Source organism: Streptomyces sp. NPDC013157 (genome assembly GCF_042899865.1).
Classification (GTDB): domain Bacteria; phylum Actinomycetota; class Actinomycetes; order Streptomycetales; family Streptomycetaceae; genus Streptomyces.
The window spans coordinates 663,835-687,062 of the sequence record NZ_JBIBAK010000003.1 but is presented as its reverse complement, the minus strand read 5'-3'; the positions used below and the strand labels follow the sequence as shown (position 1 = coordinate 687,062).

General features: G+C 69.5%; 19 protein-coding genes and 2 pseudogenes. 10 read left to right on the top strand and 11 right to left on the bottom strand.

Going from position 1 to position 23,228, the window contains the following annotated elements:
• Nucleotides 1-428: 428 nt before the first annotated feature.
• Nucleotides 429-707, bottom strand: a complete 279-nt coding sequence (locus tag ACFY6U_RS13255; protein WP_390037566.1) for a hypothetical protein — start codon at nt 705-707, stop codon at nt 429-431.
• A 125-nt stretch (nt 708-832) separates the two neighbouring features.
• On the opposite strand from ACFY6U_RS13255, the gene ACFY6U_RS13250 reads away from it, so the two are divergent.
• Entirely contained in the window at nt 833-1,465 is a 633-nt protein-coding gene (locus tag ACFY6U_RS13250; RefSeq protein WP_390037564.1) for a DUF6537 domain-containing protein, read from the top strand.
• 167 nt (nt 1,466-1,632) lie between these two features.
• On the opposite strand, the gene ACFY6U_RS13245 is transcribed toward ACFY6U_RS13250, so the two are convergent.
• Complete coding sequence (locus tag ACFY6U_RS13245; protein WP_390037562.1) at nt 1,633-2,484, bottom strand: p-hydroxycinnamoyl CoA hydratase/lyase; 852 nt, start codon at nt 2,482-2,484, stop codon at nt 1,633-1,635.
• Nucleotides 2,485-2,554: 70 nt separating this feature from the next.
• On the opposite strand from ACFY6U_RS13245, the gene ACFY6U_RS13240 reads away from it, so the two are divergent.
• A complete protein-coding gene (locus ACFY6U_RS13240) occupies nt 2,555-3,016 on the top strand; it encodes a MarR family winged helix-turn-helix transcriptional regulator (RefSeq protein WP_390037560.1) in 462 nt (153 codons plus the stop codon).
• A gap of 218 nt (nt 3,017-3,234) precedes the next feature.
• On the opposite strand, the pseudogene ACFY6U_RS13235 reads toward ACFY6U_RS13240, so the two are convergent.
• Nucleotides 3,235-3,351 (bottom strand): annotated as a pseudogene (locus ACFY6U_RS13235) (hypothetical protein); the annotation flags it as partial.
• A gap of 711 nt (nt 3,352-4,062) precedes the next feature.
• On the opposite strand from ACFY6U_RS13235, the pseudogene ACFY6U_RS13230 reads away from it, so the two are divergent.
• From ACFY6U_RS13230 to ACFY6U_RS13210, 5 genes and pseudogenes are all read left to right on the top strand, one after another.
• Nucleotides 4,063-4,191, top strand: a pseudogene (locus ACFY6U_RS13230) (acyl-CoA dehydrogenase family protein); the annotation flags it as partial.
• Between the two features lie 23 nt (nt 4,192-4,214).
• Nucleotides 4,215-4,574: an aldehyde dehydrogenase family protein gene (locus tag ACFY6U_RS13225; RefSeq protein ID WP_390037558.1), complete on the top strand. Its 360-nt coding sequence runs from the start codon at nt 4,215-4,217 to the stop codon at nt 4,572-4,574.
• Nucleotides 4,575-4,627: 53 nt separating this feature from the next.
• Nucleotides 4,628-6,199, top strand: a complete 1,572-nt coding sequence (locus ACFY6U_RS13220; protein ID WP_390037556.1) for a class I adenylate-forming enzyme family protein — start codon at nt 4,628-4,630, stop codon at nt 6,197-6,199.
• A gap of 403 nt (nt 6,200-6,602) precedes the next feature.
• Nucleotides 6,603-7,310, top strand: coding sequence for a GntR family transcriptional regulator (locus tag ACFY6U_RS13215; protein WP_390037554.1), 708 nt, complete (start codon nt 6,603-6,605; stop codon nt 7,308-7,310).
• Between the two features lie 105 nt (nt 7,311-7,415).
• Entirely contained in the window at nt 7,416-8,129 is a 714-nt protein-coding gene (locus ACFY6U_RS13210) for a GntR family transcriptional regulator (protein ID WP_390037552.1), read from the top strand.
• Between the two features lie 76 nt (nt 8,130-8,205).
• Here ACFY6U_RS13210 and ACFY6U_RS13205 read toward each other — a convergent pair whose 3' ends face one another.
• The 3 genes from ACFY6U_RS13205 to ACFY6U_RS13195 form a co-directional block, all read right to left on the bottom strand.
• Nucleotides 8,206-9,018, bottom strand: coding sequence for an alpha/beta fold hydrolase (locus ACFY6U_RS13205; protein WP_390037550.1), 813 nt, complete (start codon nt 9,016-9,018; stop codon nt 8,206-8,208).
• 152 nt (nt 9,019-9,170) lie between these two features.
• A complete protein-coding gene (locus ACFY6U_RS13200; protein WP_390037548.1) occupies nt 9,171-10,370 on the bottom strand; it encodes an acyl-CoA dehydrogenase family protein in 1,200 nt (399 codons plus the stop codon).
• Nucleotides 10,371-10,907: 537 nt separating this feature from the next.
• A complete protein-coding gene (locus tag ACFY6U_RS13195; RefSeq protein ID WP_390037546.1) occupies nt 10,908-11,552 on the bottom strand; it encodes a TetR/AcrR family transcriptional regulator C-terminal domain-containing protein in 645 nt (214 codons plus the stop codon).
• 181 nt (nt 11,553-11,733) lie between these two features.
• Here ACFY6U_RS13195 and ACFY6U_RS13190 point away from each other — a divergent pair, with 181 nt between their 5' ends.
• Nucleotides 11,734-13,230 (top strand): amidase, encoded by a 1,497-nt coding sequence (locus tag ACFY6U_RS13190; protein WP_390037544.1) that lies wholly within the window; start codon nt 11,734-11,736, stop codon nt 13,228-13,230.
• A 291-nt stretch (nt 13,231-13,521) separates the two neighbouring features.
• On the opposite strand, the gene ACFY6U_RS13185 is transcribed toward ACFY6U_RS13190, so the two are convergent.
• Entirely contained in the window at nt 13,522-14,205 is a 684-nt protein-coding gene (locus ACFY6U_RS13185; protein WP_390037542.1) for a TetR/AcrR family transcriptional regulator, read from the bottom strand.
• A gap of 230 nt (nt 14,206-14,435) precedes the next feature.
• Here ACFY6U_RS13185 and ACFY6U_RS13180 point away from each other — a divergent pair, with 230 nt between their 5' ends.
• Together ACFY6U_RS13180 and ACFY6U_RS13175 are read left to right on the top strand one after the other, a co-directional pair.
• Complete coding sequence (locus tag ACFY6U_RS13180; RefSeq protein WP_390037540.1) at nt 14,436-15,908, top strand: purine-cytosine permease family protein; 1,473 nt, start codon at nt 14,436-14,438, stop codon at nt 15,906-15,908.
• Nucleotides 15,898-17,571 (top strand): amidohydrolase, encoded by a 1,674-nt coding sequence (locus tag ACFY6U_RS13175; protein WP_390037538.1) that lies wholly within the window; start codon nt 15,898-15,900, stop codon nt 17,569-17,571. Before ACFY6U_RS13180 ends, ACFY6U_RS13175 begins: the two co-directional genes overlap by 11 nt.
• A gap of 752 nt (nt 17,572-18,323) precedes the next feature.
• Here the strand turns inward: ACFY6U_RS13175 and ACFY6U_RS13170 are convergent.
• From ACFY6U_RS13170 to ACFY6U_RS13155, 4 genes are all read right to left on the bottom strand, one after another.
• Nucleotides 18,324-19,145: a 3-hydroxybutyryl-CoA dehydrogenase gene (locus ACFY6U_RS13170; RefSeq protein WP_390037670.1), complete on the bottom strand. Its 822-nt coding sequence runs from the start codon at nt 19,143-19,145 to the stop codon at nt 18,324-18,326.
• Nucleotides 19,146-19,339: 194 nt separating this feature from the next.
• Nucleotides 19,340-20,518, bottom strand: a complete 1,179-nt coding sequence (locus ACFY6U_RS13165) for an acyl-CoA dehydrogenase family protein (RefSeq protein ID WP_390037536.1) — start codon at nt 20,516-20,518, stop codon at nt 19,340-19,342.
• A gap of 50 nt (nt 20,519-20,568) precedes the next feature.
• The gene (locus ACFY6U_RS13160) at nt 20,569-21,720 is read right to left on the bottom strand and encodes a CaiB/BaiF CoA transferase family protein (RefSeq protein WP_390037534.1); all 1,152 of its coding nucleotides are present in this window, start codon (nt 21,718-21,720) and stop codon (nt 20,569-20,571) included.
• Complete coding sequence (locus ACFY6U_RS13155) at nt 21,717-23,225, bottom strand: aldehyde dehydrogenase family protein (protein ID WP_390037532.1); 1,509 nt, start codon at nt 23,223-23,225, stop codon at nt 21,717-21,719. Before ACFY6U_RS13155 ends, ACFY6U_RS13160 begins: the two co-directional genes overlap by 4 nt.
• Nucleotides 23,226-23,228: the final 3 nt, after the last annotated feature.

Sequence of the window (23,228 nt, the reverse complement as noted above, 5' to 3'; positions counted from 1 at the left end):
CCGCCACGGCCGTTCAGGGCAGCCAGCTCGCCGCGGCTTCGCGCGATCGAACGGTCGATGGCGTCATCGGTATGTGGTACGGCAAGTCCCCGGGCCTGGACCGGGCGTCCGACGCGCTGCGGCACAACAGCATGATGGGAGTCCCCGAGAACGGCGGTGCACTGGTGTTCGTCGGTGACGACGCCGGGGCGAAGTCGTCGACCGGCCCGGGCGCCTCGGAACGTCTGCTCGCCGATCTCGGTATCCCCACCCTGTATCCGGCTGACCCGCGGCAGGTCCTGGACCTCGGGACGCATGCCGCGGTGATGTCCCGGGCCGGCGGCCTGTGGGTGGCTCTGAAGATCTCCACCGATGTCGCCGACGGCTCGGCGACTGTCGATGTCCATCCGGGGCGGCTGCACCTGCGGGAGGTGTCAGGCGCGTCATCGTCACCACCGAGGCGCCGGAACGCCACCGACGAGGTGGCCTGCCGCGCGGGGGACATCGCACACCACCCGGATCACCGGCATCGGAGGAACGGGTGTGGTCACCGTGTCCCAAGTGCTCGCCACGTCCGCGACGGTGAGTGCCCCGACCGGGTCCTGCCCCCCGGTCATCGCCACGGCCGAGTCGTACAGCGGCGCTTGCTTCTTGGCGGGCTTCCTGCCGTTCGGCGTGACCGTCATGAAGGCCGGGCAGACGGGGTGACCGTCCTCATCCACGATCAAGAGTGCTCCACCGAGCTGCGCCGCAAACGAAAGCGAGGCAAGGCCTCGGTACTGCTCGGGGAGGGGCCGGCGTACGGGATGTCCGCGCAACCCGGTCAGCGTCGCGTCCAGCCCTCGCCCAGGTGGTGAGCGTCCGCATTCCCGAACTCGTCGCCTTCCAGAACGCGACGTATGCCCGAAGCTACGCGCTGTACGTCGAACGGATCCGCAGCACCGAAACCGCCAAGGTGCCCGGCAGCGAGGAACTGGCGACGGCTGTCGCCGACCATCTGTACAAACTGATGGCCTACAAGGACGAGTACGAGGTCGCGCGCCTGTGCCTGGACGAGGACGTCGAGAACCGGACCCGGGCCGTGTTCGGTGCCGACGCCCGCATCGCCTACCGGCTGCACCCGCCTGTGCTGCGGGCCCTGGGGATGAAGAACAAGATCACCCTGGGCCCGTGGTCCCACCCGGTGCTACTCGCGGCATCGCGCTTCCTCCGGGGCACCTTCTGGGACCCCTTCGGCCATACGAAGGTACGGCGGCTCGAGCGCGAGCTGGTCGTGGAGTACCGGGACACCGTGGAGGCCGTCGCTGCCGCGGTGACTCCCGAGATCCATGCTCTGGCAGTGGAACTGGCGAAGCTGCCTGACATGGTCCGGGGCTACGAGGAGGTCACATTGCGCAACGTGACGCGGTATCGCAAACGTCTGTCGGAGCTGTCCGCCGAACTCCTCGCAGGGCGGTCGACCCGTCTGAGGCAGGTGAAGCACTGATGCGCGCCGTCTTCGTGAACGAGTTCGGTGGCCCCGAGAACCTGACGGTGGTCGAACGGCCCGTTCCGCGGCCCGGCCCCGGCGAGATGGTTTGTTCGTGTTTTCCGTGGCGTGTGTTTTCTGCCCGTTCGTTTCCGCGCCCCGTTGCAGGGCGGGGAGGGGGCGACTCAGGGCTGGACGGAGTTCTTCTCCCGGTCGTAGGCGGCGAGGCCCGGCCGGTAGGACTTGTCGTCGAGGAACTGCTCCAGGCCGGCCTTGCGACCGTTCTCGCGGTCGAGGAACTGCGACTGCTCCAGCTTGGCGTAGAGGTAGTCGTCGGCAAGCTCCCACGGCATCAGACGGGATTTGCGGAAACCGATCTTCGCGGCTCGCATGACGGCGGGGTTCTTCTCCTTGAGGTCATTGGCCAGCTCGGTCACCGCCTCGCGCAACTGGGCCCGGGGTACAGCGGAGTTGACCAGGCGCATCGACTCCGCGGTCCGACCGTCGAAGGTGCGGCCGGTCATGATGTAGTACAGGGCGTCGCGACTGGGCACGGTCTCCGCCAGCGCACGGCTGACGACGCTGCCGGGCGGGATGCCCCAGTTGATCTCGGAGAGGCCGAAGACCGCGTCCTCCGCCGCGACAGCGAGGTCGCAGCTGACCAGAGGGACGAACGCGCCGCCGAAGCACCAGCCATTGACCATGGCGATCGTCGGCTTCGAGTAGTCCTGGAGGTGGCGCCACTGCCACTCGGCGTTGACCCGGCGGACATGGATCTGCACCGACGGGTGCGCTTTGTCGACGTCCCGGAAGTACTCCTGGAGGTCCATACCCGCGGAGAAGGCCTCGCCGACGCCGGTCAGGACAAGGACCTTGGCCCGGTCGTCGCCTTCCACGTCGATCAGTACGCGGCGCATGTCCTCGTTGAGGGACGGGCTCATGGCGTTGCGCTTGTCCGGACGGTTGAGCGCCACCCAGGCGATTCCGTCGGAGATCTCCACGAGGACGTTCTCGTAGTCGTACGCGGGTTCGACCATGCCGTCTCCTCGATATATCAAGTAGCTTGATATAGGTTGTAACAAGGCGCTTGATGTAAAGTCAAGCGGTGTGGAGTCGGAGGAGGAGCGCGTACCCGCTCGGATCACCTACCTCGTCAAGCAGGTGGAGCGAGGGGTTCGGTTGGTGCTCGATCAGACGGTGCGTCAATTCGGGCTGACCACGCCGCAGTACGCAGCGCTGAGCGTGCTCGCCCGGCGGAGTGGTCTGTCGTCTGCGCAGCTGGCGAGGCGCGCTTTCGTGACACCTCAGGCGATGAATCAGATCGTCGCGCAGCTCGAGGCCGCAGACCTGATCACGCGGGAGCCTGATCCGGCGAACTGGCGGATCCTGCGCGCGTCGCTCACCCGGGAAGGGGACCGCCGCCTCGCCGCGTGCGAGGAGGCGGTCGACAGCATTGAAGGCCAGATCTTGAAGGAGCTGGACGCGGAGGCGGTGGAGCTGCTGCGCGGGGGACTGCGGGCATGCGCTGCCGCGCTCCGGAACCTGACTGAGCCGTCCGGCCCCGAGTAGGGCCGTAGGCTCTTCTGTGTGGTGCCTGCGCCCAGGGCGTCGGATCTCGGACGTTGTGGGCGCGTGCGGTGCGAGTACGAGATCGACGTGGAGTTGTCTGTAGGGGGCGAGCGCGCCGGGGCGGACGGGGCGGTCCGGTGGGCGTGGAGTGCGCGGCCGATGTCGAAAGCCGCGGTGCGGACGGCGGCGGAAAGAAGGGTGAGGTTCTGGTCGGTGGTGGCGACTACGGAAACCGCCGCAACGGTGGACGACTCTGGTGTGGAGATCGGTGCGGCGCTGGACAGCACGCCCAGTGTGAGTTCCTTGCGGCTGTCAGCAGTGCGGTCCGATCTGATCTGGGCAAGCGCCGCCCGCAGCTCATGGATCGAGGTCAGTGTTGCGGGGTGTAGGCGTGGAGCGGGCCGGTGACGATGCGTTCCTGTAGGTCCTCGGGCGCCTGGGCGAGGATGGCCTTCCCCACGCCGCTGACGTTCAGGGGCAGGCGTCCGCCGACTCGTCCCACCGAGGGTGCCGCGTGCGGGCTGGAGATTTTCTCCACACTGAGTGCCTGGCTGCCGTCCAGGATGGCGAGTTGGACGTGCTGCCCGGTGGCTTCGTAGGCGCAGGCCGCCGCGGAGTCCCCGTTGGGCGAGCGTCCTAGGATGCCACCGTGCGCCCGGCTGTGGCCTGGTTGTCGGCCATGTCTGCACCCCACTTCCGCGAGCGAATCAAGGACCTTGATACCAAGGTGCTTGATATGTAATGTACCGTCCAGCGGGACGCGGGGTCTTGTCCACCGTGATCGGCGGTGGTCGGCGGAGAGATCAGCCCGCACCGGTGGCCGGCATCCGGCGCGGTGGGAGCAGTTCCGCCGGTCGACCATCGGCCCGGTCGGTCTCCGGGAATGCCAGTCACCGTGCCCCGGACCCCGTGGAGTGGGCATGGCGTCAGGTAGCGGTGGCACGCCGACCGCCGGATCCACGAGCCGTAGCCAGCCGCCCCCTCCAGTCCAGGTCTCATGAACCTCACATGTGAAAGATGCTTGATGACAAGTGGGTTGATATGTCCTGGGCGGGTCGGGCTACCTGCGCGACTATCCGCTGGAACAGTACGTCCCCGACACGAAGGTCGACACACTCTACGAGGGCACCACAGGGATCCAGGGGCTGGATCCGTTCAGCCGGAAGATCCACCGGACGGTCTGTACCTCCCCCCGGCCGTGCTTCGCGGAGTGACACCAGCCATGCGTATCCACTCCGAGGAGTCGTTCGGGCCCGTCGCCTCCGTCATCGAGGTCGACGGCGCCGAGGAGGCCATCGAGGTGGCCAACGACACCGAGTACGGACTGTCCGCCGGCGTGTTCAGCCGGGACGCGGCGGCCGCCCAGCAGATAGCGCAGCGGATCCGGTCCGGGATCTGTCACATCAACGGAGCCACCGTCCACGACGAACCGCAGATGCCCTTCGGCGGGGTGGGCGCCAGCGGATGGGGACGCCTCGGATCCCGCGCCGCGCTGGAGGAGTTCACCGAACTGCGGTGCAACACCGTTCAGTCCGGCGCCCGCCACTACCCCATCTGACCTTTGCGACGGCGTCCGACATGCGCGACAGCCACCACCCAGGAGGAGCACCCGTGACGGCGGAGTTCACCCACGTCCCCCGAACCCGGTTCGTCCGCTACGGGGAACTTGTCGAGCGGCGTGCCGCCCGCCAGCCGGACCGGCCGGCGATCCTCTTCGACGGTACGACAGTGACGTACGGGGAACTCAGTGAGTGGATCGCCGGTTTCCACTCCGCCCTTCTGGAGTGGGGTGTGTGCCCCGGTGACCGCGTGTTGTGCATGTCGGGCAACCGGCCCGAGATCCTTGTCGCGCTCTTCGCGACCGTCCGATGCGGCGCGATCTTCGTGCCGGTCAACCCGGCGGCCCCGGCTGTCGAGATCGCCGGTCTGGTGCGCGACGCCGCTCCGGCCGTCGCCTTGGCCGAGCCCGCCACTCAGGGCGTGCTCAATCTGGCGTTGAAACTGTCCTCCCAGGGAGAGGGCGCCCAGCCTCCCGCGCAGTTGCGGCTGCTCGACTCGCCGGCGTACCGAGCATGTGACACCGCGCCCGATCCTCATCCGGTCGCGGACGAGGACGCGGCGCAGATCGTCTACACCTCGGGCACGACCGGCACACCCAAGGGCGTGGTACTCACCCACGGATCCTTGTTCTGGAACCAGATCAACACCCTGCTGGGGCTGGACGTGCGCAGCGACGACGTGACGCTGGTCAACACCCCCATGTTCCATGTGGCCGGCCTCAACACCCTCGCCGTTGCGACCCTGCACAAGGGCGGCACGGTCGTCATCCATCGGGGTTTCGATGTCGAGGACTGTCTGGAAGCTGTGCGGGAGCTCGGCGTCACCACGCTGTTCGCCGTTCCCACCATGCTCGGTCTGCTGACCCGGCATCCCTCCTTCTCCGGAGCCGACCTGTCCAGTCTGCGCTGGCTGCTCGTCGGCGGGGCCGCGCTCGCACCGGAGACCGTCACCACCTGGTCCTGGTTGGGCATCCCCCTGCTCGCCAGCTACGGACTCAGCGAGGCCGGACCCTCGGTGTCGTTCCGGACGCCGGCACAGGCACTGGCCGATCCCGTCTCCTCCGGGCCGCCCGGCCTCCTGACCGACCTCACCGTCGTCGGGTCGGACGGCCACCCGGTCGAGGCAGGCGAGATCGGCGAACTGGTCGTCCGCGGGCCCCACTTGGCCGTCGGCTACTGGAACAGACCCCAAGCCACCGACGAGACCTTCCGCCCCGACGGCCTGCACTCCGGGGATCGGGGGCTGATCGACGCCGACGGGGCCGTCGTCGTCACCGGTCGCCAGAAGGACGTGATCATCACCGGTGGGGAGAACGTCGACCCGGTCGAGGTCGAACAGGCGGTCGCGGCGCACCCCGCGGTGGCCGAAGCCGTCGTGGTCGGCGTCGAGGATCCGCTGTGGGGTGAGTGCGTGGCGGTCGTCGTCGTACCGTCGGGTCCCGAGCCGCCGACACTCCCCGATCTCCAGGATTTCCTCTCCTCCCGCATCGCCCGCTACAAGATCCCGAGGCGGCTGGAAACCGTCGAGGCTCTACCGCGCACCAGCGTGGGCAAGATCCGGCGCCCCGACATCCGCCGCCTGCTGCACGATCGCCCGTCCGCCCCGGCGACGGGAAATCCATGAGCGGCAGGCCCTCCGCTGATCAGGACGGTTTCGTCCGCAACGGACCGCCGTACCGCGACCGGCAGGCCGGGCGGTGTCGGCTGTGCCTGTCGCCTCGGCGCCGGCTCGCCGACGGCGAAGAGGTCGTCACCCACATCAGCGGAATCGGCGAAGGCCGCGACACCTGCAGGCGAGCCTGCCCGCGCGACAGCCGGGGGCGGGCGTCATCATCCTGTCGGGCCGCGATGACGGTCGAGCAGTCAGGTGGGCCCACCGGCCCCGATCAGAGCCGCAGCAGCCACACCCGCGGCGCACTGTCCGAACCGCTGCCCTCCGGCGCGTCCCGGCGTCGTGACATTTCATCAACCTGGTTTTAACGTGGGGACCCAATGGGCTTCCACCCGGTCGGCAGAGAGGCTGGGCCATGGCGGGCGCGTGGCAGGTGAGTACTTGGAATGACTCGTCGGCGGCGGCGTATCACACGCTGCGCGATCGCATCCTGACCGGCGAGCTGGTTCCTGGCGACCGGCTCGCAGCGCGGCCGATCGCCACAGAACTCGGGTTGGAGCAGTTTCCTGTCCGGAACGCACTGATCCGGCTTGTACAGGACGGCCTGGTGCACCTGAGAACCGGATATCGAGTCGCCCCGCTCACCACCAAGTGCGTCGACGACCTGTTCTGCTTCTGGACGGAGCTCGGTCCGGAGATAGCCCGGCTCGGCGTCACCCGAGCCGGGACGGACCAGATCGACGCGTTGCGGAGGCTGATCGCCGAACTGGGGGAGACCCTCGGCATGGAACCTGCCCGTGACCGCATCAGACGGTCCCTGGCCCTGGCCGACGCGATGTTCCATCTCCTGGCGGTTGCGACCGACAACTCGTGGCTGGTGGAGATCTACCTGTCACTGGCGGAAAACATGATGCGGACATGGTCCGTTGTCCTCGCGGCGGCCTCCCACCAGGACGTGCTGCAGACCGCCCCCATGAACTGGCGGCCTGTCGTCGACCGCCGTGACGGTGACCTGGCCGCCGAGACCACCCGCAGGTTCCTGGAGACATCTCGTGAGATCGCCGTGCACGTCCTGCGGGAACCGATCGAGGGCCAGGGCACAGTCGTACCGCTGCGATCCTGATCCCGGACGTCGTGGCTGTTCGGTCCCGGCAGAGCCGGCTCAGTTCACGGTATTCTGAGGTCAGTGGTATTTCACAGGCCCGACGAGCTTCAGGAGCCAGCCATCGTGCCAGTCCCCGCGCGACAGCACACGTCCCTGGGAGAGGCTGCCTACCGGCAACTGCGCTCCGACATCGTGTCGTGTCGGCTGGCCCCCGGTGAGCGGCTCACCGAGCGCGCGCTCGCCGACAGCACCGGGTTCGGCGTGGCGCCCATCCGCGATGCGCTGACCCGCCTCGACCACGAGGGTCTCGTACGTACGTTGCCCCGCAAGGGCTATCAGGTCGCGCCGCTCACCCTGAAGTCGGTGGACGATCTCTTCGCCATCTGGCAGATCGTCGGCCCGGCCATCGCGCGCCAAGGTGTACGTGAGGCGAACAGCGAGCAGCGGCGGCGAGCAGTGGCCGTGCTCACGGCGATGGCCGAGCTGAGGAGGCCAGAGCCCACGGACGACCGCGATCGCGTCCTGCGGATGGCTGAACTCGACGGTGAGTTCTTCGACATCCTTGTCACCGCCACTGACAACGACCACCTCATCGCCGTCAGCGCGCGCATTCGAAGTGAGATGGCTCGGGTATGGGTTCTGGTCTCCGAGGCGGACGTTCCCCTGCCCGCTCTCGTTGTCGACGAGGAGTGGATCGACATCGTGCGCCGTGGGGACGGGGAGGCGGCATCGGCGCGGGTCCAAGCCGCCATCGCCGAGGCTCACGGTCGCATCCTTCGGGTTCTCAGCCGCTGGCCCTCGGTCGTCTCCAGCGAGATCACCTCGTTGCGCCGCTGAGCTCATGACCGTCCCCGGCGCAAGGGGGCCGCTGTGCCCCCGGCCCAGGTGCACAGCGGCGCTGTGTTCTGACTGCTCAGCCGGCGTTTGATGCTCCGGGCCGGACACCGAGCTCCGACACGAAGCTCCGGACCAGAGTGACGAACATGTCGGGCACGGTGTTCTGAAGGTCGTGCGTGCCCTCGGGGAGGAGTCGGAAGTCGGCGTGCGGAAGGATCTCGCGGAAGGTCTTCTCCTGGCTGGGGCGCAGGAACTCGTCGTGTTCTCCGAGGAGCGCCAGTACCGGTGTGGCGTGGTCCCGCACCGCTGCCACGGCGGTGGCGGCCGCGAAGTCCGGGCTGACCCACTGGAACAGGGCCATCCTGTCGGCGATCTGGGTGGCGATGTAGTCAGCGTCGGCCCACGGCTTCTTCGGGTGCGTCGGTGGCACGGGGAGGTCCTTGGCGTCCGCGTCCGGGGTGACCGGTGGTGCGGTGAGGTCCTCAGGGGTCGAGGGCCCCATGGATGCCTCCAGCACTACCCCGAGGACGCGCTCCTTCTCCTGGGCGGCGAGGTAGAGGGCGTTGATGCCGCCTATGGACGTGCCGAGCACGACGAAGGGCCCGTCGACGAGCGTGGTGGCGGCCTCTGCGAGGAGCTTGCCCAGTTCGCTCTGCGCCATGACGCGGTTCAGGTCCGTCTTGCCGCCGAATCCCGGGGGGTTGATCTCGATGATTCGGTACTCCTCGGCGAGGAGGTCCTTCGCCGTGGACATCTCCAGGCCCGCCGAACCGGGCAGCGAGACGATCGTTCCCCGTGGGCTGCCAGGACCTGCTTCCGCGTAGTCCAGAGCGAACTCACCGGCGCTGACCACGCCGCGGCGGAATGCGGCCCCGGGTGCTTCGAACATGGTCCTCTCCTGTTCTCGTCGTCTCGCCGGACGACGGCCGACCTCGTCGATGACACCGCGGCCCGGGTGTCATCGACGAGCGACAGACTTGTTGGACTGACGTGGGGGCTGCCCGGCCGGCACGCATCACGCCCGGGGTACGGCGCCGTCACTCACCCGATCGTCACCAGGCCGTTCGGACCCCACACCACGTTTTCGGGGGCGCCCATCAGCTCCCACGCCACGTCGGGGTAGACCGAATCCTGGACGATGAAGTGCTGGCATCCCGAGAGGGTGTCGCGCACCCAGCGCTGGAGGCCGCCGGCCCGCAGCGTCGTTCCACCGGCCTTTGTGAAGACGAACTGTGCCACATCCCGGGCGACCTCGTGGATGTGGACCATCGCGGCCCGCAGCTCCGTCTGGTTCCGGCGGGTGAGCGGCCGGCCTGCTTTCAGCAGTGCGTCGGTCTCGTCCCAGACCTGGTACACGTACGCACGTGCGCTGCGCACGGCCACCTCCTGTCGCGCCATCTCGGCCCGGAACACGACGTTGTCGGCCAATTGGACACCCCGCGAGTTCGGTTGGTTCGCGAAGGTGGTCAGTTCGTCGAGCAGCCGTCGGCTCGCGCCGAGCGCGAAGGGGGTGTGCAGCAGGTAGAGGCTGAGAACGAACCCGCCCGACTGCTGCCGGTCGGGACTCACCGGACCACGTGCGAGGTCGAAGGTGAGATTGTGGGGGACGAACACGTCCTCGACGGCGAAGTCGATGCTTCCCGTGGCGCGCAGCCCGATGGTGTCCCAGTTGCCCCGCGGTTTGATGTCCGAGCCCCGCACCGTGCACAGGCGCAAAAGCGGGTTGCCCAGGGGATCCTTGGCAGGCCGACCGTCGGAATCCAGCTGGACGGCGGTGCAGATGACGTAGTCCGCGTGGAGGTCGCCGCTGCCGTAGGACCAGGCGCCTGACAGGCGGAAGCCGCCCTCGACCGGCACCGCACGTCCGCTTGGCGCGCCCGACGCCCCGAACAGCGGATCGCCGCCACCCAGAAGCTGCCGCGCCACATCCGCCTCGTAGTAGGGCAGTAGCAGGCCGGTTCCTCCCCAGATGCCGCCGATCCAGCTGATCGAGCCGTCAATACGGCCGATGCGCTCCAGCACCTCCAGCGCATCCCTCGGGAACATCCCGAGCCCACCCAGGGACTCCGATATGAGCAGCGACGGGATCCTCGCCTCGCGGAGCAGATCCATGGTTCGCCCACTGAGCCGGCCCTCCTCCTCGTTGCCGACGATCTCCTCTTCCAGCTCCGGCGCCAGCTTGTCCAGCTTGGCGATCAACGGTGCGACGAGTTCCCTGCTCCGTTCGGCCTCCTTGTCCACCCCGTCCAGCGGGGATGCGGCCCCTGGCGTTCCCGTGGTCTCTGCTTTTGCCGTGGTCATGAAGTTCCTCTCGGGCGTCACTGACCGAGGGCAACTGAGAAATGTCAGCTGCACTTTGTAAAATATCTATTGCGACAGTTGTCCTTGTCAACGGATCAAAGCGCAGGTGGCCCAGTGGCGCTGGCGGATATCGGCTTCCATCCGAGTGGGAGTCGAGCGGGCAGGAAGCGGGGCGACGGGTGCAGCGGTGCGGCGCACGGCCGTGCAGACGCCGGTACAGGGTCTGCACGGCCGTGGACTTCTCTGCGGTGCGCGGGTGACGTGGAACACAGGCACTTCGGCCCGCTGGGCGGAGCGAGGTGGTCGTCTGCCGCCCGGCCCGGTGTTCGTCGGCACCGGTAATGGTCATGGCATCGGCGTGGGCGTGACGGGGGCTTATCTGGCTCTGACCGGCGACTTTGGCTGATCGTCGCGGGCTTCCGCAGGAGTCTTCCGGCCAAGGGTCTTACGGGGCCTGCTGTTGAGGTGCTGCGGAGTTCAAAGCGACTCAACCCCGCCGAGCCGGGCGCGGTGTTCGGCCAGTTCGGCGGAGAAGCCGCGGACCAGCGCGGCCAGTCCGGCTTCGAAGGCCAGTTCACGTTGTTCGGGCCCTGATCGGAGCAACGGTTCCAGGCCGGAGGGCGGATCGTCGCGGTCCGCGGTGGCGGTGTCGTGGTCTGTCGGTGGCCCCGGGGCCAGGACCGAGCCGATGACGAAGTACTCGACAGCCCACACCAGCGGCAGCAGTCGGTCCTCCGGCCATCCGGCGCCGCGCAGCCGGGCGAAGGCAGCGGCGTATGCGCCCAGCGCCGCCGGTGACTGAATGGTCCGGACGGCGAGGAGGGGGAGGGCCCGGGGGTGGGCGGCGAAGGCATCGCGATAGGAATGGGCCCAGGCTTCGAGCGTGGCCGTCCAGGAGCCGATGGCGAAGTCCAGTCGCATCTCGGCCACGATCAGTTCGCGTATGCCTTCAACAAGGTCATCGCGCCCGGTGATGTAGGTGTAGAGCGAGGGTCCTTTGACTCCGAGTGCGGTGGCGACTCGGTTGACCGAGAGGGCCTCGGCTCCGTGCTCGTCCACCAGGTCGAGGCCGGCGCGGATGATGGTTTCGCGGTCCAGCAGCCGACGCGGCGGCCTGCCCATCGGGCGTCCTCCTCTTTGACTTGTCCTGCGGTCCGGCGACTTGCTCGTCCATGCCACGTCGACTGGGGCTCGCGAGCCCTGCCGCGACGTTCGGGCCCTTCCTCCCCTTGGCGGGCAGGGGCTCTCAGTGTAGTGTCCCGACCCTTAAAACTACGCAGTCTAGTTTTATGGAGGCAGGCGCATGGACTATGCGGAGTACCGGGCCCACGACGCGGTCGGGCTGGCTGCCCTGGTCGCGACAGGACAGGTGACGGCGGCCGAACTGCTGGAGAGCGCCATCGCGCGGGCCGAGGCCGTGAACCCGGCTCTGAACGCGATCGTCACCTCGATGCACGAGTCGGCGCGCCGGCAAGCCACGCGGACGCTGTCGGGGCCGTTCGCCGGAGTGCCCTTCCTCATCAAGGACCTGCTGCAGGACTACGCCGGGCTGCCGACGGGCAGCGGAAACCGGGCGCTTCGCTCCCCGCCCGCCACCGAGCACGCCGAAGTGGTGCGCCGCTGGCTGGACGCCGGACTCGTGATCTTCGGCAAGACCAACACCCCGGAGTTCGGTGCCAAGGGCATCACCGAGCCCGAGGCCGGCGGTCCCACCTTCAATCCCTGGGACCGGTCCCGTACCCCGGGCGGTTCCTCCGGAGGCTCGGCGGCCGCGGTCGCCGCCGGCATCGTCCCGACCGCGGGTGCCAACGACGGCGGCGGCTCCATCCGCATTCCGGCGGCCTGCTGCGGGCTGGTCGGCCTCAAGCCGGGCCGAGGTATCGTTCCCGCCGGCCCGCAAGCCGCCGAACACCTGCACGGCGCAGCGGTCAACGGCGTGGTCTCACGCAGCGTGCGGGACACGGCGGCGCTGCTCGACGTGCTCACCGCCGCCCCCGATCCCGGTGGGCCGTACCCTGCCCCGGCCAGGCCCGAAGCCGGTTATGCCGAGCTGGCCCGGCATGCACCGCGGCGCCTGCGGATCGGCTTCGCCACCGACTCCCCTCTTGGCACTCCCATATCGTCGCACGCCGTGGCCGCCGTCGAAGAGACCGTCAAGCTCCTCGAAGAGCTCGGTCACACGCTCGAACCCGCCCGCACCGGTATCGACGAGCGCCAACTCGCCTTCGACTTCCTGGCCGTGTGGTCCGCCTCGCTCGCCGCCACCATCGACGAGGTCCGAGCCGCGACCGGGGCCAGGCGTTCCGACTTCGAACTCGACACCCACCTGATCGCCGCGGCCGGCCGCATCCAGCGCGCGAACGACTACATCACCACGCACAACCGCTGGAACACCTACAACCGCCGACTCGCCACCTTTCACCAGGACTACGACCTGCTGCTCACCCCCACCCTGGCCCGCCCGCCGATCCGCATCGGAGAGCTCGACACCCCGCCCATGCTGCGCGTGCTCGGCCGTCTGGCCCTCTCCCTCGGACTGGCCGGGCGACTGGCCAGTACCAAGCAGTGGAAGGAGGCCGTCATCGCCAACCTCGAACCCGTGCCCTTCACCCAGCTCGCGAACATCACCGGGCGCCCCGCGATCAGCGTGCCCACCTACCGCACCCCCGAGGGCCTGCCGCTCGGTGTCCAGTTCGTCGGCCCGCTCGGCAGCGAGGCACTGCTGCTGTCACTGGCCGCACAACTCGAAGACGCACGTCCCTGGGCACATCTGGAACCGCCGCTCGACGACGACCAGTAGCCCGCCCCGCGTCCGGGGCCGCTCGGAGTCGACCCGGGTTGTGGCAGAGGCGCGTTTCGTGCTCGGCGGCGGCCGCACGCGGGGGCCGCCCCCGCGGTCGCGTGCGGGGCCCGCCCCCGCGGTCGCGACCGGCTCGGCCCGTACCAGGCCGACGCCGTGCCACGGGGCGGTGGGGGCAGCTCGCCCACGATGACAGTCATCGTCCAGTCGCCTGATTCACCTTGACCGGCCCTCGACGACGGCGCCTGGCCTCCATCGCCGGAGTCGACAGCGTTGAGGCCGAGGGCCAGGTCAGTGGGCCTCGGCCCGGGCCTTGATCGCTGCGATGAGCAGGTCCACCAGCAGCGCGAAGCTGTCGGGCGAGTCCAGTGGCGGGATGTGGTCGACGGTGGCCGCGAGGTTCGGGTATGCCTCGGCGGGCAGCTTGCGGTAGTCGACGTGCCAAGCGAGCAGGTCGGCGTCGCGGGTGGGGGCGTCCAGGGCGTGCAGGGCGGCGTCCATGCTGGAGTAGGCCAGGACCGCGTCGGCGAAGACCCGGTAGCAGCGTCCGGCCTCCTCCTCGTCGAGACCGGCCCGGCGCATACAGCCGAGGATGTGCTCGACGACCTCGAACTCGTGCTGCCGCCGTGCGGTACGGGCGGCCACCAACTGGCCGACCTGGGGATGGGCCAGGAAAGCCTCGTGGATTCGGCCCGCCACGGTGCGCAGGTCCGCGGTCCAGTCGTCGGTGACGGGAAGTCCGCCCGCGGTGGTCCGGGCGTGCAGGGCGTCGACGAGGGCGAGCAGCAGCTCGTCCTTGTCCCGGAAGTGCCGGTAGATCGCGGTCGGATGGGCCTCCAGCTCACGGCCGAGCGCCTCGAAGGTGAGCGCGTCCATGCCGTCCCGGTCGGCGATCCGTAGTGCGGCCTCGGTGATGGCCTGCTGGTTGAGACTGCCCCGTGGCCGTCGGGGCCTGCGCTGCGGCGTGGCCGCCATCGAGGGGATTCCTCTCTGCTTGCGTGCGGTCGGTTGCGCACCGACCCGGGCTGACCGCCCCCCTGGATGTTACGTGTCGCCTTCCTCCGTGTTACCTCCCGGTTCGCCTAGTCGATGCCATTGACTATCTCGTTGACTCGCTCTCACACTGAGGCACCTTCCCCGGATCCCCTTTCCTGGATCCTCATCCTCCGGAAGCCTCACCTTCGCTCTCGCCAGGAGGGCTCAGCATGCCCACTCCCGCTCCGTCCCCCGCCACACCCGCTACCGATGAGTCCGGTGCCCCCGCCATCACGGCCTCCGGCATCGAGGTCCACTCGGTCAACTGGATCCCCGCCGCCGAACGCCACGGCACCCCCGCGCACCTCGGCGCACTGTGGTTCGTCGGCAACATCAACCTCACAGCGATGGCGACCGGCGTGGCAGCCCTCAGCGTCGGCGCCGGACTGATGTGGACCCTGATCGCCACCGTGCTCGGTTCATTCTTCGGCACCTTCTTCATGGCCTTCCACTCCGCCCAGGGACCTCAGCTGGGGCTGCCCCAACTCGTCCAGTCCAGACCCCAGTTCGGCTATCTGGGCGCGGCGCTGACCGTGTGGGTCTTCGCCCTGGTCAACTACGTCGCGTACAACACCTCCGACGCGATCCTGTCCGGCGACGCCCTGCACACCCTGTTCGGCGTGGGCGACAGCTACGGCTACTTCATCGCCGCCACCGTGGCCGGGCTGATCGCGCTGTACGGCTACCGCTGGATCCACCGGGTGAGCCGGTGGCTGACCTGGCCGCTGGTCGGCGTGATGGTTCTGGTCACGGTCGCCGCCCTCGCCGACCGGGGTCTGACGGCCGGCACATTCGCATTCGGCGGCTTCAAGGCCGGCCCCGCCATGACCGTCTTCGTAATCGTCGCCGGCTTCCAGCTCGGCTGGGCCCCCTACGTCTCCGACTACTCCCGCTACCTGCCCGCCCGGGTCGGGGTACGGTCCACCTTCTGGTGGACGTACCTGCCCAGCGCGCTCTCCGCGATCTGGGTCTTCGCCATCGGCGCAGTGGCCTCGGCCGCCTACCCGGAGGCCACCCCCGTGGCCGCGTTCAAGCGGATGGCCGACAGCCTGGTCGGCGGGCTCGGCTGGTTCGTGGTCGCGGCGCTCCTGCTCGGCCTGCTGTCGGTGATGGCGATCAACCAGTACGGCGGCATGATGTCGATCATCTCCATCTGGGACAGCTTCAAGCCGGTGCGGCCGACCCGGAGAATGCGCGCCGCCTGCATCGCCGTGATGTTCGTCCTGGTATGGGGTGCGGCCCAGTTCGTCGGTGTCGGCCGGTTCAACTCCTTCTACGGAAATGTGCTCATCTTCCTCGCGTACCTGTTCACGCCGTGGACCGCGATCAATCTGGTGGACTACTTCTTCGTCCGTCGCGGCGCCTATTCGATCCGGGAGATCTTCAACCCCCGGGGCATGTACGGCCGCTGGGGATGGCGCGGCAACCTGGCCTATCTGATCGCCCTCGGGGCGATGATCCCGTTCGTCGTCACCACCCCGTTCACCGGCTTCGCCGCCTCGGCGATGGACGGCGTCGACTGCAGCATGTTCGTCGGTCTGCCCGTGGCCGGCCTGTGCTACCTGCTGTTCTGCCGGTCGCTCGACCTTCCCGCGGAGCGGCGCGTCGTCGAAGAGGAAGGTGTGCTCGACCTTGCGCACTGACCCGCCGGACCTCATCATCACCGGTGCCCGGGCCCGCCTCTCGGCGGGCCGCTGGGCCTCGGCCCTGGCCGTGCGGCACGGACGGATCGCCGCCGTCGGCGACGACGCGGACGTTCTCGCGCTGGCCGGACCCGGCACGGAACGGGTGCACGCACCCGGCGGCCTGGTACTGCCCGGATTCCAGGACGCCCATGTCCACGCCCCGTTCGCCGGGCGTGACCTGCTGCGCATCTGGCTCAACGACCTGGTGGGACGCGAGGCGTATCTGGCCGCCATCTCGGCCTACGCCCGGGCCAACCCGGACGAGCCGTGGATCGTCGGCGGCGGCTGGGCCATGGCGCACTTCCCCGGCGGCACCCCACGCAAAGAGGACCTGGACGCGATAGTCCCGGACCGCCCCGTCTTCCTCTTCAACCGGGACGTGCACGGCGCCTGGGTCAACTCCCGTGCCCTGGAGCTCGCCGGGATCGACCGCCACACCCCCGACCCCGCCGACGGCCGGATCGAGCGCGACCCCGTCACCGGCGAACCCACCGGCACCCTGCACGAGGGCGCCGCCTACACCTACAACGACACTCACGTCCCGCTCCCCGGCCAGGCGGAGTGGGAAGCCGCGATCCTCAGGGCCCAGAGCCACCTGCACGCCCTCGGCATCACCGGCTGGCAGGATGCCTGGGTCACCCCCGCCACCCAGCAGGCGTACGAATCCCTCGCCGCCGACGGACGCCTGACCGCCAGGGTGGTCGGCGCGCTGTGGTGGGACCGGCACCGGGGTCTGGAGCAGATCGCCGACCTGTTGACCCGGCGCGAGCGCGGACTCGCCGTCACAGCACCCCGTGCGCATCTGGGCTCGGGCTTCCACCCGGCCACCGTGAAAATCATGACGGACGGCGTGCTGGAGAACCACACCGGCGCGCTCCTGGAGCCGTACTGCGACGGCTGCGGCGGGCACGGCGACAACCGCGGACTCGCCTACATCGACCCGGAACTGCTCGCCGCCGCTGTGGTCGAGCTCGACCGCCACGGCTTCCAGGTGCACCAGCACGCCATCGGTGACCGCGCGGTCCGCAACGCGCTTGATGCCGTGGCCGCCGCCCGCGCCGCCAACGGCGCCGGCGACCGACGCCACCACATCGCCCACCTGCAACTGATCCACCCCGACGACATCAAGCGCCTCGCCGAACTGGACGTCGTCGCCAACCTCCAAGCGTTCTGGGCCATGAACGAGCCCCAGATGGACGACCTGACCGTGCCCGGCATCGGCCCCGAACGGGCACGGCGGCAGTACCCCTTCGCGGACCTGCTGGCCCGCGGCACCCGCCTCGCCATGGGCAGCGACTGGGCGGTCACCACCGCCGATCCGCTGAAGCAACTGGAGGTCGCGATCACCCGTACCGATCCCGGCAACCGTGGCAACGCGCCTTTCCTGCCCGAGCAGCGGCTGCCGCTCGATGCCGCCCTGGATGCCTTCACGGCGGGCTCGGCCTACGTCAACCACGACGGGCAGGCGGGTGACCTGGCAGTCGGCTGCCGCGCCGACCTCGTGCTGCTGGACCGCGACCTTTTCGCCCCCGGCTTCGCTGCACCGGACCGAGCGCCGCTGGCCGATGCCAAGGCCGTACTCACGGTCGCTGCCGGGCAGGTCGTGTACCACGCCGAGTGAACCGGCCCCGCAGCACGGCCCGCCCCTGGAGACAGGGCCGAGCCGACCGCCCAGCCGGCTACGGACACTAGCCCCGAGCTCGCCCCGAGTGGGGAGTGGCGACCCTATGCGCCGCCCTGTGCGATTGCGCTGCCCCTTTCCGAGCCTCCCCGCGGTAGGACACCGAGTCGGCCCCATCCATCCGACCGGCAAGCTCCTGGCGTCTGTCGCCGTTCCCTGTGGAAATCCGTATGACGGCAGCTTCCAGAGCAGTGCCGAGCCGTTACCGGACTGGTGAAGACCCGCCCGGACTCCACCCTCGCCCAGGGGGTGAGCGTCCGTGTCCCCGAGCTCGTCGCCTCCCGGAGCGCGACGTACGCACGTGGCTACGCGCGGTACGTCGAACGGATCCGCAGCGCCGAACCGCCCAGGTGCCCGGCAGCGAGGAACTGGCGACGGCTGTCGCCCGTCATCCGTACAAACTGATGGCCTGATTCCCGAGCTCCCCGGCACCTCGCCACGACCGCGGCCGACTCGGCACCCGTCTGTCCCGGGGCGGGCTCCGGGCGCCTGATGTCCGGCGTGTGGATCACATCGGACCGCGTCGATGCCTCGGCCGACCCCGGCTGCGCCGACCGCGGAGAGGGAAAGCCGCCGGGGTCCGCCGCCGGCAGGTCTGTCCGGCGCCGAAACGTCGGTCGCGGCGGGCACGACAGGCACGGGACGAGGCCCGTACGTCGGCCACGGCGCATAGACGTGCAGTGACTCCTCGCTCAGCGGGAGTAGTCGTGGAAGCCGCGGCCGGTCTTCTTGCCGAGCAGTCCGGCGTCCACCATGCGCAGCAGGAGGGGCGGCGGGGAGTGCAGGGGCTCCTTGAACTCCCCGTACATGGAGTCGGCGATCGCCTTGAGGGTGTCGAGACCGATGAGGTCGGCAAGACGCAGGGGGCCCATCGGATGGGCGCAGCCGAGGACCATGCCGTTGTCGATGTCGGCGGCGGAGGCGAAGCCGGATTCGAGCATCCGGATGGCGGATAGCAGGTACGGCACGAGGAGGGCGTTGACGACGAATCCGGCCCGGTCCTGGGAGCCGATGACCTGCTTGCCGAGCACACCGGAGACGAACTCCTCGGCCCGCGCCCGAGTCTGGTCGCTCGTCAGCAATGAGGGCACCAGTTCCACGAGGGCGAGGACCGGCACCGGGTTGAAGAAGTGGATGCCGATGACCCGGTCAGGCCGGCCGGTGGCCATCCCGAGTTTCATGACCGGGATGGAGGACGTGTTGGAGGCGAGGATCGCGCTCGGACGCGTGACGACCTTGTCGAGGGTGGTGAACACCTCGGTCTTGATCTGCTCATCCTCCGCCACCGCCTCGATCACAAGGTCGCGGTCGGCCATGTCCGCGAGGTCGGTGGTGAAACGGATGCGGCGCAGGGCGGCGTCGCGGTCGGTTTCGGCCAGCTTGTTGCTGCGCAGGCCACGGTCGAGGGAGGCGACGACTCTTCGGTGCCCTGCCTCCACGGTCCGGGGATCCCTCTCCCCGACGACGACGTCGAGTCCGGCACGCGCGCAGACCTCGGTGATGCCGCTGCCCATGAGGCCGGCCCCGACGACGCCCACGCGGCGAATGTCCTCGGCGCTGCCGGGCGGGGCGGTCAGTGGGCGGGACGACGGTGATGTGGCCGATATGTCCATGAGGCCTCACTCCCTGGAGGGTGCGGACGGGGTGGAACCGGTTCCGGACACGGGAAGGCCGCTCGCCGCGTCCGGAACCGGGGCGTGGGGCCGAGTCAGCGGAACGCCGCCTGGCCGGTGAGGGCCTGGCCGACGACCAGGGTGTGCATCTCGCTGGTGCCCTCGTAGGTCAGTACCGATTCCAGGTTGTTGGCGTGACGCAGCGGCGAGTACTCCAGGGAGATGCCGGCCGCGCCGAGGACGGTGCGGCATTCGCGGGCGATGGCGAGGGCCTCGCGGACGTTGTTGAGCTTGCCGACGCTGATCTGTTCGGGGCGGATGCGGTCCTGGTCCTTGAGGCGGCCCAGGTGCAGGGCGAGCAGGGCCGCGTTGCCCAGCGACACGCTCATGTCGGCGAGTTTCTTCTGGGTGAGCTGGAAGGCGCTGATGGGCTTGTCGAATTGGATGCGCGCGTCGGCGTATTCGAGGGCCGCCTGGATGCTGTCGCGGGCGGCGCCGACGGCGCCGAACAGGATGCCGAAGCGGGCCTCGTTCAGGCAGGACAGCGGTCCGCGCAGGCCCTGGGCGTGCGGCAGCCGGGCCGCGTCGGGCAGCCGAACGTTGTCGAAGTACAGCTCCGAGGTGATCGATGCGCGCAGCGACATCTTCTGCTTGATGTCCTGGGTGGTGAAGCCGGGGGTGCCGCGCGGCACGAGGAAGCCGCGGATGCCGCCCTCGGTCTGCGCCCAGACGGTGGCCACGTCGGCGATGCCGCCGTTGGTGATCCACATCTTGGAGCCGTTGAGGATCCAGTCGTCGCCGTCGCGGACGGCCCTGGTGCGCATCCCCGCGGGGTTGCTGCCGAAGTCGGGCTCGGTCAGGCCGAAGCAGCCGATCGCCTCGCCGGCGGCGAGCCTCGGCAGCCACTCCTGCTTCTGCTCCTCCGAGCCCCACTTCCAGATGGAGAACATCGACAGCGAGCCCTGGACGGAGACGAAGCTGCGGAAGCCGGAGTCCGCGGCCTCCAGTTCCAGACAGGCCAGGCCGTAGCTGATGGCGTTGGTACCGGCGCAGCCGTAGCCCTCGAGATGCATGCCCAGCAAACCCAACTTGCCGAGTTCGGGTGCGAGTTCGCGGGCGAAGTGGGCGTTCTCGAACCACTCGCCGATATGCGGGCGCACCCGGTCGGAGAGGAACTTGGCGACGGTGGCCTGGATCTCGCGTTCCTCGTCGGTGAGGGTGGAGGCGAGGTCGAGCAGGTCGAGGGGGTCCTTCATCGGTTTGGCGCCGCTCATCGTGAGCTCCTGGAGGTTGCGGTGATCGGTTCGTGGAGGGGGCCAGGCGGTCAGGAGTCCAGCCAGGCCCTGAGGTCGTCGGTGTGCTCGCCCAACCGGGGCGGGCGACGCTCGTAGCTGGGCGGGGTGCGAGAGAGGCCGATCGGGTTGGCGACCAGCTGCATGGCGGAGCCGTCCGGCCCGGTGATCGTGGCGCGGGGACTCAGGCCGAGGGTGTCGGCCAGATCGAAGGCCTGGGCGAGGTCGTTCACCGGTCCGCACGGCACACCGAGCGGGGTGAGCCGCCCGAACCATTCCGACGCGGTGCGCTCCGACAGCGAATCCCGCAGCCGCTCGGCGAGTTCGTCGACGTGCGCCACCCGGTCGGTGTTGGTGGCGAAGCGGGGGTCCTCGGCCAGACCGGGTGCGTCCAGTCCCTGACACAGGGCGCGGAACTGCCGGTCGTTCCCGACGGCGATGACCAGTGGCCGGTCCTTCGCCGGGAAGACCTCGTACGGTGCGATCGACGGATGCCGGTTGCCCAGGATGCCCGGAACCTGGCCGGCCAGGGTGTAGCCGGCGGCCTGGTTGACGAGGCTGGACAGCAGGCAGGAGAGGAGATCGACCTGGACGTGCTGTCCTTCTCCGGTCGTCTCACGGTGGCGCAGCGCGGCCAGCACGCCGATCGCCGCGTGCAGCCCGGTGAGGACATCGACGAGCGCCACACCGGTCTTCACCGGCTGGCCGGGGGCCGGACCAGTGACGCTCATCAGGCCACCGACCGCCTGGATCAGCAGGTCGTAACCGGGCAGGGTGGCCCCCGCCCCGGCTCCGAACCCGGTGACCGAGCAGTACACGAGGCCGGGGTTGAGCTCGCGTGCCTTCTCGTAGCCCAGCCCGTACCTGGCCATGGTGCCGGGCCGGAAGTTCTCGAACAGGACGTCGGCCCGGCGTACGAGCTCCGTGGCCCTGCGCAGGTCCCGCTCGTCCCGCAGGTCGAGCCCGAGGGAGCGTTTGTTGCGGTTGACCGACAGGTAGTACGTGGCCTCCCCGTGGGCATGGGGCGGCCCCCAGGCCCGGGTGTCGTCCCCGGTGACCGGGTGCTCGACCTTGATCACGTCGGCGCCGAGGTCGGCCAGCAGCATCGTTGCGTACGGGGCGGCCAGGACGCGTCCGAAGTCGGCGACAAGCAGGCCGGACAGAGGGCCGGACGCCGTGGTCACTGCTCCGGCCTCTGCGACGGGCGTACGTACACCGTCTTCGTCCGGGTGAAGAACTCGCGGGCCGCTCGGCCCTGCTCCTTGGGGCCGTAGGCACTCTGCCTGGTGCCCCCGAAGGGGACGTGCGGATCGGCTCCGGCGGTCTCGGAGTTGATGTGGAGCACGCCCACGTCCACCTGTTCCACGGCGGCGGCCACGGCCCGCAGGTCATCGGTGAAGACGGCTGCGGAGAGTCCGAAGGCGCTGTCGTTGGCCAGGTGGAACGCCTCCTGGATGTCGCGAGCCCGGCGGACGCAGAGCACGGGACCGAACAGCTCCTCCCGCCACAGCGGGTCGTCTCCCGTGAGTTCGACCACGGTGGGCTGCAGGAACGCGCCCGTCATGCGGTCGTCGTCGTAGGAGTGCCCGCCCGTGAGGATCTCCACCCCGGGGCGTCCCGTTCCCGCGTCCACGGACCCCAGGATCTCGTTCCGGGCCTGGAGCGACACCACGGGTCCCATCTCCGTGCCCTCCTCCAGCGGGTCACCGACCCGCAGGGCCGCGGCCCGCTTGGTGAGCAGGGCCAGGAACTCGTCGGCGACCGGTTCCTGAACGACGAGCCGGGAGGTGGCGGTGCACTTCTGACCCGCGGAGCGGAAGGCTCCGGCGAGCACCTCGTCGGCCGCGAGTCCAAGGTCGGCGTCGGCCAGGACGACGGCCGCGTTCTTCCCGCCCATCTCCGTCTGGACGGGCCGGGCCAGCCGACCGCAGGCCGCGATCAGGCTCCGGCCGACGGAGGTCGACCCGGTGAAGGTCACGGCGTCCACCCCCGGGTGCTCGACGAGTCGGCCGCCCAGGGCTCCGCCGCCGATCAGCAGCGACAGCACACCCTCCGGCAGCCCGGCCTCGACCAGGGCCTCGGCCAGCCTTACGGCCAGCAGCGGGACGAGGCTCGCGGGTTTCCAGACGACAGTGTTGCCGTAGCTGAGGGCGGGGGCGATCTTCCAGGCCGGGATCGCGACAGGGAAGTTGAAGGGGGTGACGGCGGCGACCACACCCACCGGCCGGTGGATCACCTGGATCTGCTCGCCGGGCCTGGGCGAGGCGAACACCTCACCGGCGGGGCGGGATGCCTCGCTGGCGTAGTAGCGCAGGATCTCGGCGGCGCGTCGCACCTCGCCCACGCCCTCGGCACGGGTCTTGCCCTCTTCCCAGGCGAGTTCCGCACCCCACGGCTCGGCGCGCGAGTCGAGGACGCCGGCGGCCCGGTCCAGGATCCGGCCGCGCACCTGGTGGGGCGTGGCCGCCCAGCGCGGGAAGGCGTCGCGTGCCGCGGCGACGGCCTGGTCGAGGTCGCGGTCCTGGGCGAGTCGTCCCACCGCGACGGTCTCGCGAGGACGCGCCGGGTTGATGTCGACCAGCTCGTCGCCGTAGCCGGATCGCCACTCTCCCGCGACCAGATGGCGCAGGGACCGGACGGACCGGTCGAGTCCGTCCGCCGTCGCGCTGCCGCCCGCACTCTGTGGCATCGG